The sequence below is a fragment of the Stenotrophomonas sp. YJH_SMC_80 genome, assembly GCF_059372495.1.
In genome coordinates this window covers 31,169-45,593 of the sequence record NZ_JCAFVP010000012.1, presented here as the reverse complement: position 1 = coordinate 45,593, position 14,425 = coordinate 31,169, and the positions used below count along the sequence as shown (strand labels likewise).

Here is a 14,425-nt window from a genome sequence, read left to right as displayed (position 1 = left end):
GGGTCTTCCGCCCCACCGCGTACTGCCATGACCGTGCTCCGCCAGACCACTCCGCTGGACCACCTGCTGACCGAGGCGCAGCGCGCCCTGGACACAGTGTTCGGCAATCCGCCGGCGGCCCGCCCCTACCCCGCCACGGACACCGGCGAGCCCGGCATGGACAGCGCCGAGCGGCGCCATGCCGCAGGCCTGATGCGGATCAACCACGTCGGCGAGGTCTGCGCGCAGGGCCTGTACTTCGGCCAGGCCGCCGTGGCGCGCGACCCGGCCACGCGGGAACACCTGCTGGAAGCGGCGCAGGAAGAAACCGACCACCTGGCCTGGTGCGCCACCCGGCTGGCCGAACTGGACAGCCGTCCGAGCCTGTTCAACCCGCTTTGGTACGCCGGCAGCTACACCATCGGCACCCTGGCCGGGCTGCGCGGCGACGGCTGGAACCTGGGCTTCGTGGTCGAGACCGAGCGCCAGGTGGAGGCCCACCTGGACGAGCACCTGGTCGACCTGCCGGCCGGCGACCTGCGCAGCCGCGCGGTCATCGCGGTGATGAAGGAAGACGAGGCCCGCCATGCGGACCACGCCGAGCAGGCCGGCGCTCGCCGCCTGCCGTTCCCGATCCCGGGCGTGATGGCACTGGCCTCCAGGGTGATGAAGACCATCGCCTACCGCATTTGAAGGGTCGCCCGCACCAACGGTGCGGGCCTACCAGGAGATGCGGGGGGGCGACGGTGGGGCCCGACCGTTGGTCGGGCCATCAATCAGTTCGGCGAGACCAGCTTCAGGCCGATCACACCAGCCACGATCAGGCCCACGCAGGCCAGGCGGGCCGGCGATGCGCTGTCGTTGAACAGGTAGATGCCCAGCACCGCCACGCCCATGGCACCGATACCGGTCCAGATCGCGTAGGCCGTGCCGACCGGGATGCTCTTCATCGCCTGGCTCATCAGGTACAGGCTGATCAGCGCGGATACCACCGTGGCAGCGGTGGGCAGGGGTTTGCTGAAGCCTTCGGAGTACTTCATTCCGAGGGCGAAACCGATCTCGAACAGGCCGGCCAGCAGCAGGTAGATCCAGGGCATGGGTGGGGGCTCCTTACCTTTTTTGAAAAAAACGAAACGGCCCGGTGTTTTCACACCGGGCCGTGGGTCGGTACATCACCGTGGAACTGTAACGCGTGCGGGGGCACTGGTTCCACGGGGCGGGTCGTCCCGCCTGGGTGGCGATGCCTGCGGGCATCGCACATGGGGCTTACTCGGACAGGTTGCGGCCGTGGAACAGCTCTTCGATCTCGCGCTTGAGCAGCGCTTCGATCTTCATGCGTTCCTTGAACGACAGGTTCTTGGCCTTTTCCTCGAACAGGTACTGGTCCAGGTCGAAGTCCTTCAGGTGCATCTTCGTGTGGAAGATGTTTTCCTGGTAGACGTTGACGTCGAACATCTCGTAACGCGACTTGATGTTCTTGGCCAGGAAGTTCTGGATCGAGTTGATCTTGTGGTCGATGAAGTGCTTCTTGCCCTTCACATCGCGGGTGAAGCCACGGACGCGGTAGTCCATGATCACGATGTCCGACTCAAGGCTCTCGATCAGGTAGTTCAGGGCCTTCAGCGGGGAAATGACGCCACAGGTGGCCACGTCGATGTCCGCGCGGAACGTCGCGATACCTTCCTGCGGATGGGTTTCCGGGTAGGTGTGGACAGTGATGTGGCTCTTGTCCATGTGCGCGACCACGGCGTCGGAGATCAGCTCCTTGCCGGCCAGCTTCTTGTCGATCACCGGCTCTTCGGAGATCAGGATGGTCACCGAGGCACCCTGCGGGTCGTAGTCCTGGCGGGCCACGTTCAGGATGTTGGCGCCGATGATCTCGGCGACATCGGTCAAGATTTGAGTCAGCCTGTCGGCGTTGTACTCTTCATCGATGTATTCAATGTAACGCTGACGCTCCTCTTCGGTGCGCGCGTAACACACGTCATAGATGTTGAAGCTCAGCGCCTTGGTGAGGTTGTTGAAACCCTGCAGCCTCAGGCGAGGCAACGGCTTGACCACGGCGGTCGATTCCTGTGTAAGAAGGGAAAGGGGGAATTATGGGGCAAACTGCCCCCGGGGGGAACGTGAAGACGCAAGAGTTCTGGCACACTGTTTGCCCTTAACAATTGCGCTGGTTAAGCTCCGCTATCGACCCCGTGAATCCGTTCATGCGCAGAGGGAGCGCCCCTATCGTGTCAACCGTGCGCCTAGCTAGCAGTCCACTGGCCTTGGATATCGCCACCATCGATCGTTTCCTGGCGCACAGCCACCGGCGGCGATATCCCACCCGTACCGACGTCTTCCGACCCGGTGACCCGGCGGGAACCCTGTATTACGTTGTCAGCGGCTCGGTTTCAATCATGGCCGAGGAAGATGACGATCGAGAGCTTGTGCTGGGCTACTTCGGTGCCGGCGAGTTCGTTGGCGAAATGGGCCTGTTCGTCGAATCGGACCGCCGCGAGGTGATCCTGCGGACCCGTACCGCCTGCGAACTGGCCGAAATCAGCTACGAGCGCCTGCACCAGCTGTTCCTCGGCCCGCTGTCGGCCGACGCCCCGCGCCTGCTGTATGCGCTGGGCCAGCAGATTTCCAAGCGCCTGCTCGATACCAGCCGCAAGGCCAGTCGCCTGGCATTCCTGGATGTTACCGATCGGATCGTGCGCACACTGCACGATCTGGCGCAGGAACCAGAAGCGATGAGCCATCCGCAGGGCAGCCAGCTGCGCGTGTCACGCCAGGAACTGGCGCGCCTGGTCGGCTGCTCGCGCGAAATGGCCGGCCGCGTGCTGAAGAAGCTGCAGACCGACGGCCTGCTGCATGCCCGCGGCAAGACCGTGGTGCTGTACGGCACCCGTTGACGGTTGAGCACCCGGTGGGTGCGGACCTTGGTCCGCACTCCTTCGCGCGCTAGGCTCGGTGCATGGAACTGAGCAGCGAATTCTGGTGGTTCATCCTCATCGGCCTTGGCGCGCAGCTGGTTGACGGCGCACTGGGCATGGCCTTCGGCCTGGTGTCCTCGTCGGTGATGCTGAGCATGGGCCTGCCACCGGCGCAGGTCAGCGCCAGCATCCACACCGCTGAAGTGTTCACCACCGGCGCCTCGGGCGTGTCGCACCTCGCCGCCGGGAATGTCGATAAACGCCTGTTCCTGCGGCTGGCCCTGCCCGGTGCGGTGGGCGGCGCCCTGGGCGCGTACGTGCTCACCCAGATCCCCGGCGACATCATCCGCCCCCTCATCTACCTGTACCTGCTGGTGCTGGCGATCATCATCCTGGCGCGCGCCGCGGGGCGCTGGATGCCCAAGGGCGAGATCCGCCGGGTACCGGTGCTGGGCTTCTTCGCGGGCCTGCTGGACGCCAGCGGCGGTGGCGGCTGGGGACCGATCGCCACGTCCACCCTGCTCGCCCGTGGCGGCCAGGCGCGCACCACCATCGGTACGGTCAACGCGGCCGAATTCGTGGTCACGTTGACCGTGTCAGCGACCTTCCTGTTGTCGATGGGCGTGCAGCACCTGCAGATCGTCGCCGGCCTGCTGATCGGCGGCATGATGGCCGCGCCGGTGGCGGCGATCCTGGTCAAGCGGGTGAAGGAGCGCTGGGTGCTGGTGGCCGTTGGCGTGCTGGTGCTGGGGATCAGCCTGTTCCAGATCGGCCATGCGGTGTACGGGCAGCTGGGGCGCTGAGCGTTTGCCGGCCAGCGGCCGGCACTACCGGGACGGAGGAGGGTAGTGCCGGCCGCTGGCCGGCAGATCCGTCATCGTGCGATGGGGTCAGGCCCCGGACGGGATCCGGCCCCGGGCTACGCCTTGTCGCCGCCGCGGTCCACGCAGCCCCAGTTGAGGATGCGGGTGCCGGCCGGCAGCACGCGGCGGAAGAAGTCCACCCTGGATCGCTTCGGGTTCACCACCACCGGCGCCTTGGCGGCCAGCAGCAACGGCAGGTCGGCGGTGCTGTCGGAGTAGGCGATGTCGATATTGCCGTAGCCGCGCTCGCGCAGCATGCGCATCTTTTCTTCGTTGTGGCAGTGGCGGGTCGGGCCGACGCCGCCCAGTCGCGGGCCGACCTCGGTGCCGATCACCGGCACGTCCTGGTGGGCAACGAACGCCAGGATGGCGCGGGCCAGTTCCGGCGGCGCGCCGGTGGCGACCACTACACGGTCGCCCTTGGCACGGTGCGCGGCGAACACCTCCAGCGCCTGCGGCAGCAGCTTGGCGCGCATCTGCGCCTCGTTGCGCAGCACGTAGGCATCGATCACCTTGTTGAAATCGCGCGCACGGTGCAGGCCGAAGCTGCCGATCCACACGTAGACCGAAATACCCGTTCGGCGGGTCGGCAGCATCGCCACCAACGGCCCGGCGATCGGCGTGACCAGCAGCGCGGCCAGCATGCGCAGCGGGTTGCGCTTGATCAGCGAGGCGAACAGATGGGTGCCCGAATCGCCGTCGTAGAGGGTGTGGTCGAAATCGAAGACCACCAGCGGCGCATCGTCGCGCGGCGTCGGATAGTGCGTTGTCATGCCGCGAAGAATAGCTGACGCAGGCCCTCGCCCGGCTCTTCCACGCGCATGAAGGCCTCGCCGACCAGGAATGCATGGATGCCGGCATCGCGCATCAGCGCGACGTCCTGCGGGCCGAGGATGCCACTCTCGGTGACCAGCAGGCGGTCACGCGGCACCGCCTGCTGCATGTCCAGCGTGGTCTGCAGCGACACCTCGAAGGTGCGCAGGTTGCGGTTGTTGATGCCGATCATCGGCGCCGGCACCTGCAGCGCGCGCTCCAGTTCATCGATGTCATGCACTTCCACCAGCACGTCCATGCCCAGCGACAGCGCCAGCTCGGACAACGTGGCCAGCTGGGTATCGTCCAGCGCGGCGACGATCAGCAGGATGCAGTCGGCGCCCAGCACGCGCGCCTCGTACACCTGGTAAGCGTCGATGACGAAGTCCTTGCGCAGCACCGGCAGCGTGCAGGCTTCGCGGGCCTGCTGCAGATAGGCGTCGGCGCCCTGGAAGAAGTCCACGTCGGTCAGCACCGACAGGCAGCTGGCACCGCCGAACTCGTAGCTGACGGCGATGTCGGCCGGGCGGAAATCCGGGCGGATCACGCCCTTGGAGGGGCTGGCCTTCTTCACCTCGGCAATCACCGCCGGGTCGCCATTGGCCACCGCCGCCTGCAGCGCGCGCACGAAGCCACGTACCGGCGGGGCGCTGGCCACGGCGGCCTGCAGCTCCTCGAGCGGGCGCTGGGCGCGGCGCTGGGCCACTTCTTCGGCCTTGCGGGCCAGGATCGTCTGCAGGATGTCGCTCATCGTCTTCGGGTCGGTGCGGGGGGCGGTGAGGACGGCCATTATCGGCCATCGAGAGGGTGAGGCTGAACCGCGCGCTCAGGCAACCAGCGCGCGGGTGGTCTCCACATACTGCTGCAGGCGCTGGCGGGCGCTGCCATTGGCGATGGCGGCACGGGCGCGGGCCAGGCCGTCTCCGATGTCGCTGGCCACACCAGCCACGTACAGGGCGGCACCGGCATTCAGCGCGACGATGTCCAGCGCCGGGCCCGGCTCGTTGTCGAGCACGGCGCGCAGCATCTGGATGGACTGTTCCGGACCGTCCACGCGCAGGTTGCGGCTGGCCGACATGGCGATGCCGAAGTCCTCCGGGTGGATCTCGTACTCGCGCACCTTGCCGTCGCGCAGTTCGCCGACCAGGGTGCCGGCGCCCAGCGAGATCTCGTCCATGTTGTCACGGCCCCAGACCACCATCGCGCGCTCGGTACCCAGTTCGCGCAGCACGCGCGCCTGGATGCCGACCAGATCGGGATGGAACACGCCCATCAGTACCGACGGTGCACTGGCCGGGTTGGTCAGCGGGCCGAGGATGTTGAAGATGGTGCGCACGCCCATCTCGCGGCGTACCGGCGCGACGACCTTCATCGACGGGTGATGGATCGGCGCGAACATGAAGCCGATGCCGGTCCGGTCGATGGCCGCGGCCACCTGGTCAGGCTGCAGCTCGATCACCGCGCCCAGCGCTTCCAGCGCATCGGCACTGCCGGACTTGGACGACACGCTGCGGTTGCCATGCTTGGCCACGCGCGCGCCTGCAGCAGCAGCGACGAACATCGAGCAGGTGGAGATGTTGAAGGTGTGCGAGCCATCGCCACCGGTGCCAACGATGTCAACCAGGTTGGAGGTATCGGCCACCGGCACTGGCCGGGCGAATTCACGCATCACGGTGGCCGCCGCGGCGATTTCGTCCACGGTCTCCTTCTTCACGCGCAGCCCGGTGAGGATGGCGGCGGTCATCATCGGCGAGACATCGCCGCGCATGATCTGCCGCATCAGGTCGACCATTTCGTCGAAGAAGATTTCGCGGTGTTCGATGGTGCGATGCAGGGCTTCCTGGGGGGAGAAGCTCATGGGAATGCTCCTTGGATCAGGCCGCCGGGCGCTGCAGGAAATTGCGCAGCAGGGCGTGGCCGTGTTCGGTGAGGATGGACTCGGGGTGGAACTGCACGCCTTCCACCGGGAACTGGCGGTGGCGCAGGCCCATGATCTCTTCGATCGAGCCGTCGTCGTTCTCGGTCCAGGCAGTCACTTCCAGGCAGTCCGGCAGACTGTTCTTGTCCACCACCAGCGAGTGGTAGCGGGTGGCCTGGTAGCGGTCCGGCAGGCCGGCGAACACGCCCTTGCCTTCATGGCGGATCGGCGAGGTCTTGCCGTGCATGATGTTGCCGGCACGGATGACCGTGCCGCCGTAGACCTGGCCGATGCCCTGGTGGCCCAGGCACACGCCGAGGATCGGCGTGGTCGGGCCCAGGCGCTCGATCAGTTCCAGCGACACGCCCGCTTCGTTGGGCGTGCACGGGCCGGGCGAGATGACGATGCGCTCGGGCTTCTGCGCGGCGATCTCGTCCACGCTCATCGCATCGTTGCGCACCACCTTCACCTCGGCGCCCAGTGTCTGCAGGTACTGCACGAGGTTGTAGGTGAAGCTGTCGTAGTTGTCGATCATCCACAACATGGTCAGGTTCCGTCGCTTATCAGGAAAATGGCGTACACGTTTTCGGTGTAGGTGATGGGGCCGGCTTCGATGGATTCGCGTAGACGCGAGCCGGTGGTCTCGATCATGTCCATCTGCGCCGCAGGTGACGGCGGCGATGGCGGTGTCACCATGTCGTCGCTTCTGGGCCAATTGCCCGCCTGCACGCCATAGGCAAAGTTCGGCGCCACATCGGAAATGCTGTACAGCCCGCGCAGCTGGGTGCCGTAGGCCTTGGCCAGGCCCTGCGCAGACTGGCGGGTCTGGCCCGCCGCCTCGCCCTTGAGTTCGCGGCGCAGCGCCACTTCGCCCGAGTAGGTCGGGGCCACGCTGCTGACCTGCACGTTCTCGTTGGCCTTCAGCGCCCCCAGCACGTCCTGCATCTGCTGGACGCTGGCGAAGCTGGCGCGCAGTTGGCGTGACACGCGGGTGCCGATGAAAACCTGCCGGTTCTGCTCATAGCGCGTCGCAGGACCGATCCGCAGGTTGTCCGCGCGCACGCTGCCTTCCACCGCCTTGTGCTGCTTGAGCAGTGCCAGCACGCGGGCAACGTTGTCCTGCACGCGGCGGCGCGCGGCGTCGGCGTCCATGTCGGTCTCTTCGATGTTCAACTGCAGGCCGAACCGGTCCGGCATCACCACGCGACGCGCCTCGCCCTTCACCAGCAGGTGCGGCTGCGACGGAATGGTATTGGCCTGCGCCCACGCAGACGGGGCCATCGTGGCCAGCAGTGACGACCACAGCAATGCGCTCAGCAGCTTCATGCGGTACTCCTTGTCTTCAACGGGAACAGCGGAACGACCACGGCGCGGCGCCGTGGCGAGGCAGGCTTACAGGCCCTTGGCGGCCTGGGCGACGGCGCGGAACAACGCGCGGCCCTTGTTCATCGTCTCGTCCCATTCCTTGTCCGGGTCCGAGTCGTAGACGATGCCGGCGCCGGCCTGCACGTACAGGCGGCCGTCCTTGATCACCGCGGTGCGGATCGCGATCGCGGTATCGGCATCGCCGTGCCAGCCGATGTAGCCGATGCTGCCTGCGTAGACATTGCGCTTGATCGGTTCCAGCTCGCGGATCACTTCCAGCGCGCGGATCTTCGGCGCGCCACTGACGGTGCCGGCCGGGAACGTGGCACGCAGCACGTCGGCATAGCTCAGGCCCGGCTGCAGCTGCCCGGTGACTTCGCTGACGATGTGCATGACGTGGCTGTAGCGCTCGATCACGAACTGCTCGCCCACTTCCACGGTGCCGGCCCTGGACACACGACCGGCATCGTTGCGGCCGAGGTCGATCAGCATCAGGTGCTCGGCGCGCTCCTTCGGATCGGCCAGCAGCTCGGCTTCCAGCGCCAGGTCCTGCTCGGGCGTGGCGCCACGCGGGCGGGTGCCGGCGATCGGGCGCACGGTGACTTCGCCATCCTGAAGGCGCACCAGGATTTCCGGCGAGGAGCCGACCACCTGCAGGTCGCCGACATCCAGGAAATACATGTACGGCGACGGGTTCAGTGCACGCAGCGCGCGGTACACATCCACCGGCCGCGCCTTGAACGGCACGCTCAGGCGCTGGCTCAGCACCACCTGGAAGATGTCACCGGCGCGGATGTATTCCTTGCTGCGCTGGACCGCATCGACGAACCCTTCGCGGGTGAACCCGGAAACGAAATCGGATTCGTCCAGCACATCGCTGTTGAGCGGTGCGGGATAACCGGCGCCCGGTGCACGCAGCTTGGCAGTCAGCGCATCCAGGCGCGCCTGGGCCTGCTCGAAGGCGCCCTCGACACGCGGGTCGGCGTGCACGATCAGGTACAGGCGGCCCTTGAGGTTGTCGAACACGGCCAGCTCGTTGGAGTCCAGCAGCAGGATGTCCGGCGTGCCCAGCTCATCGCGGCCGGCCGGCGGGGCCAGGCGTGGTTCGATGTAGCCGATGCACTCGAAGCCGAACCAGCCGACCAGGCCACCGGTGAAGCCCGGCAGGCCTTCCAGCTTCGGCACCGAGTGGGCGCTGCGCAGCGCCTCGACTTCGGCGAACGGGTCGGCGACCTCGCGGGTGTCCACCACCTGGCCGTCTTCGCGCACGGTCAGCGTGTGGCCGTGGAAGGCGTACACGCGGCGCGCCGGCAGGCCGATGATCGAGTAACGACCAAAGCGCTCGCCGCCTTCGACGGATTCAAACAGGTAGGTATTGGGGCCGTCGGCGAGCTTCAGATAGACCGAAAGCGGCGTGTCCAGGTCGGACAGCACTTCGCGGACGACGGGAATATGGGTGTGGCCTTCAGCGGCCTGCTGCTGAAACTGAGCGTGCGAGTTCAAGACGACTTTCCTTCCGGGACACAGCGTTATGGGGGCGGACGACGGCAACGGGCCACCATCGCCACCAACGGCGTGCGGAAGAAAGGGTATGCGGGGTCGTCAGGCTGGACACCCCTTGACTGTATCGCAGCTTGGACGGCAGGGGAACCCTGGAAAACTGAACCACGGGACGGGCGGGGCCAGCCACGGGAACCGACGACGCGGACCGGTAGAGTCGACTGTTGGTCGACTTGCGCGCGTAGCGCAGGGTTTTACGCCGCCGGAACGAAGAGCAGTCGACTAACAGTCGACTCTACCTCCCTACCCACCCAGCAATGGGCAGCCAGCCGGCAGATGCATCCGTACCCTGCCCGGCACGCACTCGATGCGGAACTGACGGGCCTGTACCGGCTCGCCATCCAGATTGAGGGTCAGCGGGCGCTCGGATGCGACCTCCAGCCACGGCAGCCGCGCACGCGTGGCCAGCTGTTCCAGCGCAGCCTGGGTGCCTGACTTCAGCATCTGGCCGAGGGTGGCGGTGACCTCCCCTTCCAGCTCCGGAAGCACCGTCACATCCAGCAACCCATCATCGATCAATGCCTGCGGGCACAACTGCTGGCCGCCACCGGCCTGGCGACCATTGCCGATGCCCAGTGCGATGAAGTCGCCTTCCCAGGCGAAGTCCGGACCGGACAACCGTGCGTTGATCGGCTCGATGCGGCCAAGCTTGGCGATGCCGGTGATCACATAGGCCAGCCCGCCCAGCATCTTCTTCAAGCCCGCATCAGTCTCCACCGTCACCTGCGTGCCGAAGCCACCGCTGGCGAGATTGGCGCACCACCATTGGGTGCCATCGGCGTTCACGCGCAACAGGTCAATGGCGTGCGGCGTCGCCTGCCCGATCAAGGCGAAGGCCTCCTTCGGTTCGGTCGGTATGCCGGCCGCAGTCGCGAAATCGTTGGCGGTCCCCATCGGGATCAGCGCCAGCGAGGGCAGCGCATCTGCCAGCTCCTCACGATGCGCCAGTGTCTCGGCCACCGCACTGAGCGTGCCATCGCCACCGGCGGCCACGATCACATCCACGCCATGATCGATCGCCTCGGCGACATAGCGCTCGGCGTCACCGTCCTCCCAGGTCACCCGCACTTCCAGCTGCACGCCCTGTCCGCGCCAATGGCCGACGGCGTCGCGCAACTCATCATTGCCGGCGGATTTGCCGTTGAGGATCAGGCGCCAGCGCGGGGTGGTCATGCAGAGCTTCCAGGGATGCGGTGGCACAGGCTAGCAATGCGCTGTTTGCCTGCGGTGAATGTCACGCAGATGTCATTCAGCTACCGGAGAATGGGAGTCCATAGCAGGGACGACGGATGGAGGCAGGATCAGCCTCCCACGCATGCAGCGAGGCCACGCCAGTGATTGGCGTGGCTTTTTTTTGGGGTGTGCAGGGAGTGCGAACCAAGGTTCGCACCCACCAGGTTGCGGTTCGCTCCCCCCAGGTTGCGGTTCGCCCCCCCCGGGTTGCGGTTTGCACACACCCGGTTGGTAGATCCACGCCATGCGTGGATGCACTTCGCTTCAACCGTTGGCGAAATCGTGCAGCGCCTGGCCCTGCAGCCGGTACACGGTCCACTCGTCCTGCGGCTTCGCACCGGCAGCGGTGTAGAACTCGATGGCCGGGGTGTTCCAGTCCAGCACCGACCATTCGAAGCGACCGCAGCCCTCGGCCACGGCCTGGCGTGCGATGTACTTCAGCAGTGCCTTGCCGGCGCCCACGCCGCGCTTTTCCTGGCTGACATACAGGTCTTCCAGGTAGATGCCCTTGCGGCCCAGCCAGGTGGAGTAGTTGTAGAAGTACACCGCATAGCCGATGGCCTCGCCGTCGGCTTCGCAGATCAACGCGCGCGCCGTGGCATCGACACCGAACAGGCTCTCGGCGATGCCGATCTCATCGGTCTGTACCGAATGCTCGGCCTTCTCGTAGATGGCCAGTTCGCGGATGAAATGCAGGATCAGGCCAGCATCGGCCACGGTGGCCGGACGGATGTTCAACAGTGCCATGCGCAGATAAATGGGACGGAGAGAATTAAACGAGATTAATCCCCTCCGTCCCCTTTTTGTCAGCGTGCCGCAGCGACGTTGGCGCGCATCTGCGCGATCACGTCCTGGTAGCTGGTCTTGGCGTTGAAGATGGCCGAGCCGGCGACAAAGGTGTCGGCACCGGCAGCCGCGATCTCGCCGATGTTGTCGGCCTTCACGCCGCCGTCGATCTCCAGGCGGATGTCCTTGCCGCTGGCATCGATCATCTTGCGCACCACCTTCAGCTTGTCCAGCGCCGAGGGGATGAAGGCCTGGCCACCAAAGCCCGGGTTGACCGACATCAGCAGCACCAGGTCCAGGTCCTCCAGCACCCAGTCGAGGATGTCCACCGGCGTGGCCGGATTGAGCACGATGCCCGGCTTGCAGCCCAGCGAGCGGATCAGCTGGATGGTGCGGTGCACGTGGCGGCTCGCCTCCGGGTGGAAGCTGATGTAGGTGGCACCGGCCTCGGCGAAGTCCGGGATGATGCGGTCCACCGGCTCGACCATCAGGTGCACGTCGATCGGCGCGGTCACGCCGTGCTTGCGCAGCGCCTGGCAGACCATCGGGCCGATGGTCAGGTTCGGCACGTAGTGGTTGTCCATCACGTCGAAGTGGACCCAGTCCGCGCCAGCGGCGAGGACGTTGTCGACTTCCTCGCCGAGGCGGGCGAAGTTGGCGGACAGGATGGAGGGGGCGATGAGGCAGTGGGACATGGCCGGGCCTTGCAACGAGGGGAAAGGGGTCAGCGCTTGCGCAGGGTCTTGATGCGGTCGTAGGCGGCGTTGATGCGCCGCGACTTCTGCTCGGCCTGCTGCTGCAGCTCGGGGGCGGCGCCGCCAAGCTTGTCGGGGTGGTACTGCGAGATCAGCTTGCGGTAGGCGCGCTCGACCTCGGCATCGGTGGCCTCGGAGGTCAGCCCCAGCTCCCGGTACGGGTTCTCCTTGTTCAGGCGGAACCAGTCCGAATCAAAGGCATGGCCGATCAGCAGGCCGACCACCGCCCCGAACAGCGGATTGGGCCGGAACAGCAGGGCGCCGGCGATGAATCCGAGCAGTTTTCCGTACCAGCGCATGGCGCTCCGGGGTCGACCGACGAAATGGACGCTCATTTTACGTCACAGCGGGCCCGGACGGCTTTACACTAGGCCGCCCGCTGGTCAGCGGGCCCGCCGGGTCCGTTGGGCAGCAGCCGTATCGACAACGCCCCAGGAGTGCCCGTGCCAACCACGCTGTTGCAATCCGATCTCCCCGGCCTGCCCTTGCGCCATCGCGGCAAGGTGCGTGATGTGTTCGATATCCCGCGCGAGCGGCTGCCAGCCGGAACCCCGCCGGGCGAGTACCTGCTGATGGTGGCCACCGATCGCCTGTCGGCGTTCGACGTGGTCCTGCCCGACCCGATCCCGGGCAAGGGCGAGATGCTCTGCCAGGTCTCCAACTTCTGGTTCGCCAAGACCGCGCACCTGATGCCCAACCACCTGACCGGCATCGACGTGGCCAGCGTGCTGCCCGAAGGCGTGGACCCGGCCCTGTATGCCAAGCGCGCGGTGGTCACCCGCAAGCTGAAGCCGGTGCCGGTGGAAGCGATCGCACGCGGCTACCTGATCGGCAGCGGCTGGAAGGATTACCAGCGCACCGGCAAGGTCAGCGGCATCGACCTGCCCGACGGCCTGCGCCAGGCCGAGCAGCTGCCCGAGCCGATCTTCACCCCCTCGACCAAGGCCGCTGTCGGCGACCATGACGAGAACATCGATTTCGATGCGATGGTGAAGCAGGTCGGTGCGGAACTGGCCGAGCGCGTGCGCGACGCCACCCTGCGCATCTACAAGTTCGCGGCCGATTACGCCCGCGAGCGCGGCATCATCCTGGCCGATACCAAGTTCGAGTTCGGTACCGACGCCGATGGCCGCCTGTACATCATGGACGAGATGCTGACGCCGGATTCCTCGCGCTACTGGCCGGCCGACGAGTACGAAGTGGGCACCAGCCCGCCGAGCTACGACAAGCAGTTCGTGCGTGATTACCTGGAGACGCTGGACTGGGGCAAGACCGCCCCGGGCCCGACCATCCCGGCCGAGATCATCGAGCGCACCCGCGCCAAGTATGCCGAGGCACTGCAGCGCCTGGCCGGGATCAGCGTCGACTGATGCGCCTGCGCCCCCGGCCGGAAAGGCGGGGGGCGTTCGGTAGTGCCGGCCGCTGGCCGGCAACCTCATGAACACCTGCAGCCAGGCATGGCCTGGCTCTGGTAGTGCCGGCCGCTGGCCGGCAACCTCACGAACTCGGCTATGCTCTGGAGTGCCGGCCAGCGGCCGGCACTACCGTTGTCCGAGGAAGCAACGCAGCATGCAGACATCCACCGAGCTTGCGCGGCCGATCGACCGCTATTTCGCCAGCTACTCCGACGACCACCGCAATGTGATCAACCAGCGCATCCACGTGGTGGCGGTCCCGGCGATCCAGTGGTCGGTGGTGGCCCTGCTGTGGTGCCTGCCGCCGCTGATCACCTGGTTCCAGTACGGCATCTGGTCGGCGTTCGCGATGTTCAGCGCCTGGTGCTTCTACAACAAACTGTCGCGCCCGCTGGGCATCGGCATGCTCATCCAGTTCTTCGTGTTCGGCTGCCTGTGCCGCCTGCTGGAGGCCGAAATCGGCCTGCACAACCTGTTCTGGCTGGCGGTGGGCGTGTTCGTGGTGGCCTGGATCGCGCAGTTCATCGGCCACAAGTTCGAGGGCCGCAAGCCCAGCTTCCTGACCGACCTGACCTACCTGCTGATCGGCCCGGCCTGGGTGATGGCCAAGTTCTACCGCAAGCTCGACTGGCGCTACTGACCTGCCCAGGGTCGACGGCGCCCCTCGTTTCCTGAACGGGCAGATTCCATCACCCGCACTCCACGACGGCCCTGCCAGCCTGCGCCGGTGATCCGCTCCCCACTTCCCGCCCGTCGACGGCAGCCCCTGTGCGACAGGGCCTGCGGTCTCCCTGCGTGGGCGTAGGGCGTCCCCCGA

Annotated in this window: 17 protein-coding genes; 5 read left to right on the top strand and 12 right to left on the bottom strand. The window is 66.4% G+C overall.

All coding sequences use genetic code 11. The features are described 5' to 3' along the window. Positions 1–27: 27 nt before the first annotated feature. Complete coding sequence (gene coq7 / locus AC5P99_RS17060) at positions 28–672, top strand: 2-polyprenyl-3-methyl-6-methoxy-1,4-benzoquinone monooxygenase (protein WP_005411313.1); 645 nt, start codon at positions 28–30, stop codon at positions 670–672. Between the two features lie 83 nt (positions 673–755). Here the strand turns inward: coq7 and AC5P99_RS17055 are convergent, their stop codons facing one another. Beyond that, positions 756–1,076 carry a DMT family transporter gene (locus AC5P99_RS17055; protein ID WP_005411314.1) on the bottom strand — a complete coding sequence of 107 codons (321 nt, stop codon included), beginning with the start codon at positions 1,074–1,076 and terminating at the stop codon, positions 756–758. 169 nt (positions 1,077–1,245) lie between these two features. Continuing rightward, the gene (speD, locus tag AC5P99_RS17050) at positions 1,246–2,040 is read right to left on the bottom strand and encodes an adenosylmethionine decarboxylase (RefSeq protein ID WP_005411315.1); all 795 of its coding nucleotides are present in this window, start codon (positions 2,038–2,040) and stop codon (positions 1,246–1,248) included. 149 nt (positions 2,041–2,189) lie between these two features. Here speD and crp point away from each other — a divergent pair, with 149 nt between their 5' ends. Then, positions 2,190–2,879, top strand: a complete 690-nt coding sequence (gene crp / locus AC5P99_RS17045; RefSeq protein ID WP_012481435.1) for a cAMP-activated global transcriptional regulator CRP — start codon at positions 2,190–2,192, stop codon at positions 2,877–2,879. Between the two features lie 62 nt (positions 2,880–2,941). Further along, positions 2,942–3,703, top strand: coding sequence for a sulfite exporter TauE/SafE family protein (locus AC5P99_RS17040; protein ID WP_076739673.1), 762 nt, complete (start codon positions 2,942–2,944; stop codon positions 3,701–3,703). A 116-nt stretch (positions 3,704–3,819) separates the two neighbouring features. Here AC5P99_RS17040 and AC5P99_RS17035 read toward each other — a convergent pair whose 3' ends face one another. From AC5P99_RS17035 to AC5P99_RS16990, 10 genes are all read right to left on the bottom strand, one after another. Then, positions 3,820–4,536 carry a haloacid dehalogenase-like hydrolase gene (locus AC5P99_RS17035; RefSeq protein ID WP_005411318.1) on the bottom strand — a complete coding sequence of 239 codons (717 nt, stop codon included), beginning with the start codon at positions 4,534–4,536 and terminating at the stop codon, positions 3,820–3,822. Next, on the bottom strand, positions 4,533–5,327 hold the full coding sequence (gene trpC / locus AC5P99_RS17030) for an indole-3-glycerol phosphate synthase TrpC (RefSeq protein ID WP_005414695.1): 795 nt from the start codon (positions 5,325–5,327) through the stop codon (positions 4,533–4,535). The genes AC5P99_RS17035 and trpC overlap by 4 nt, the downstream gene beginning before the upstream one ends. A gap of 75 nt (positions 5,328–5,402) precedes the next feature. Beyond that, positions 5,403–6,434 carry an anthranilate phosphoribosyltransferase gene (gene trpD / locus AC5P99_RS17025; RefSeq protein ID WP_005414696.1) on the bottom strand — a complete coding sequence of 344 codons (1,032 nt, stop codon included), beginning with the start codon at positions 6,432–6,434 and terminating at the stop codon, positions 5,403–5,405. Between the two features lie 16 nt (positions 6,435–6,450). Continuing rightward, positions 6,451–7,038: an anthranilate synthase component II gene (locus tag AC5P99_RS17020; RefSeq protein ID WP_012481439.1), complete on the bottom strand. Its 588-nt coding sequence runs from the start codon at positions 7,036–7,038 to the stop codon at positions 6,451–6,453. Between the two features lie 2 nt (positions 7,039–7,040). Further along, positions 7,041–7,820, bottom strand: a complete 780-nt coding sequence (locus AC5P99_RS17015) for an SIMPL domain-containing protein (RefSeq protein ID WP_495213355.1) — start codon at positions 7,818–7,820, stop codon at positions 7,041–7,043. A gap of 66 nt (positions 7,821–7,886) precedes the next feature. Next, on the bottom strand, positions 7,887–9,362 hold the full coding sequence (gene trpE, locus AC5P99_RS17010) for an anthranilate synthase component I (protein WP_049418006.1): 1,476 nt from the start codon (positions 9,360–9,362) through the stop codon (positions 7,887–7,889). Between the two features lie 300 nt (positions 9,363–9,662). Beyond that, complete coding sequence (gene yegS / locus AC5P99_RS17005; protein ID WP_049451138.1) at positions 9,663–10,592, bottom strand: lipid kinase YegS; 930 nt, start codon at positions 10,590–10,592, stop codon at positions 9,663–9,665. A gap of 324 nt (positions 10,593–10,916) precedes the next feature. After that, positions 10,917–11,399, bottom strand: coding sequence for a GNAT family N-acetyltransferase (locus AC5P99_RS17000; protein ID WP_049451139.1), 483 nt, complete (start codon positions 11,397–11,399; stop codon positions 10,917–10,919). A 59-nt stretch (positions 11,400–11,458) separates the two neighbouring features. Further along, positions 11,459–12,133, bottom strand: a complete 675-nt coding sequence (gene rpe, locus AC5P99_RS16995; protein WP_005411326.1) for a ribulose-phosphate 3-epimerase — start codon at positions 12,131–12,133, stop codon at positions 11,459–11,461. Between the two features lie 29 nt (positions 12,134–12,162). Next, a complete protein-coding gene (locus tag AC5P99_RS16990; RefSeq protein WP_005411327.1) occupies positions 12,163–12,492 on the bottom strand; it encodes a J domain-containing protein in 330 nt (109 codons plus the stop codon). Between the two features lie 144 nt (positions 12,493–12,636). On the opposite strand from AC5P99_RS16990, the gene AC5P99_RS16985 reads away from it, so the two are divergent. Both AC5P99_RS16985 and AC5P99_RS16980 read left to right on the top strand, forming a co-directional pair. After that, the gene (locus AC5P99_RS16985) at positions 12,637–13,563 is read left to right on the top strand and encodes a phosphoribosylaminoimidazolesuccinocarboxamide synthase (protein ID WP_005414703.1); all 927 of its coding nucleotides are present in this window, start codon (positions 12,637–12,639) and stop codon (positions 13,561–13,563) included. A 199-nt stretch (positions 13,564–13,762) separates the two neighbouring features. Then, positions 13,763–14,248, top strand: coding sequence for an Mpo1 family 2-hydroxy fatty acid dioxygenase (locus AC5P99_RS16980; protein ID WP_495213354.1), 486 nt, complete (start codon positions 13,763–13,765; stop codon positions 14,246–14,248). Positions 14,249–14,425: the final 177 nt, after the last annotated feature.

Coding starts and splice junctions, on each gene's coding strand:
- coq7 (WP_005411313.1), top strand. CDS start 28: ATGACCGTGCTCCGCCAGACCACTCCGCTGGACCACCTGCTGACCGAG.
- AC5P99_RS17055 (WP_005411314.1), bottom strand. CDS start 1,076: ATGCCCTGGATCTACCTGCTGCTGGCCGGCCTGTTCGAGATCGGTTTC.
- crp (WP_012481435.1), top strand. CDS start 2,190: ATGCGCAGAGGGAGCGCCCCTATCGTGTCAACCGTGCGCCTAGCTAGC.
- AC5P99_RS17040 (WP_076739673.1), top strand. CDS start 2,942: ATGGAACTGAGCAGCGAATTCTGGTGGTTCATCCTCATCGGCCTTGGC.
- AC5P99_RS17035 (WP_005411318.1), bottom strand. CDS start 4,536: ATGACAACGCACTATCCGACGCCGCGCGACGATGCGCCGCTGGTGGTC.
- trpC (WP_005414695.1), bottom strand. CDS start 5,327: ATGAGCGACATCCTGCAGACGATCCTGGCCCGCAAGGCCGAAGAAGTG.
- trpD (WP_005414696.1), bottom strand. CDS start 6,434: ATGAGCTTCTCCCCCCAGGAAGCCCTGCATCGCACCATCGAACACCGC.
- AC5P99_RS17020 (WP_012481439.1), bottom strand. CDS start 7,038: ATGTTGTGGATGATCGACAACTACGACAGCTTCACCTACAACCTCGTG.
- AC5P99_RS17015 (WP_495213355.1), bottom strand. CDS start 7,820: ATGAAGCTGCTGAGCGCATTGCTGTGGTCGTCACTGCTGGCCACGATG.
- yegS (WP_049451138.1), bottom strand. CDS start 10,592: ATGACCACCCCGCGCTGGCGCCTGATCCTCAACGGCAAATCCGCCGGC.
- AC5P99_RS17000 (WP_049451139.1), bottom strand. CDS start 11,399: ATGGCACTGTTGAACATCCGTCCGGCCACCGTGGCCGATGCTGGCCTG.
- rpe (WP_005411326.1), bottom strand. CDS start 12,133: ATGTCCCACTGCCTCATCGCCCCCTCCATCCTGTCCGCCAACTTCGCC.
- AC5P99_RS16990 (WP_005411327.1), bottom strand. CDS start 12,492: ATGCGCTGGTACGGAAAACTGCTCGGATTCATCGCCGGCGCCCTGCTG.
- AC5P99_RS16980 (WP_495213354.1), top strand. CDS start 13,763: ATGCAGACATCCACCGAGCTTGCGCGGCCGATCGACCGCTATTTCGCC.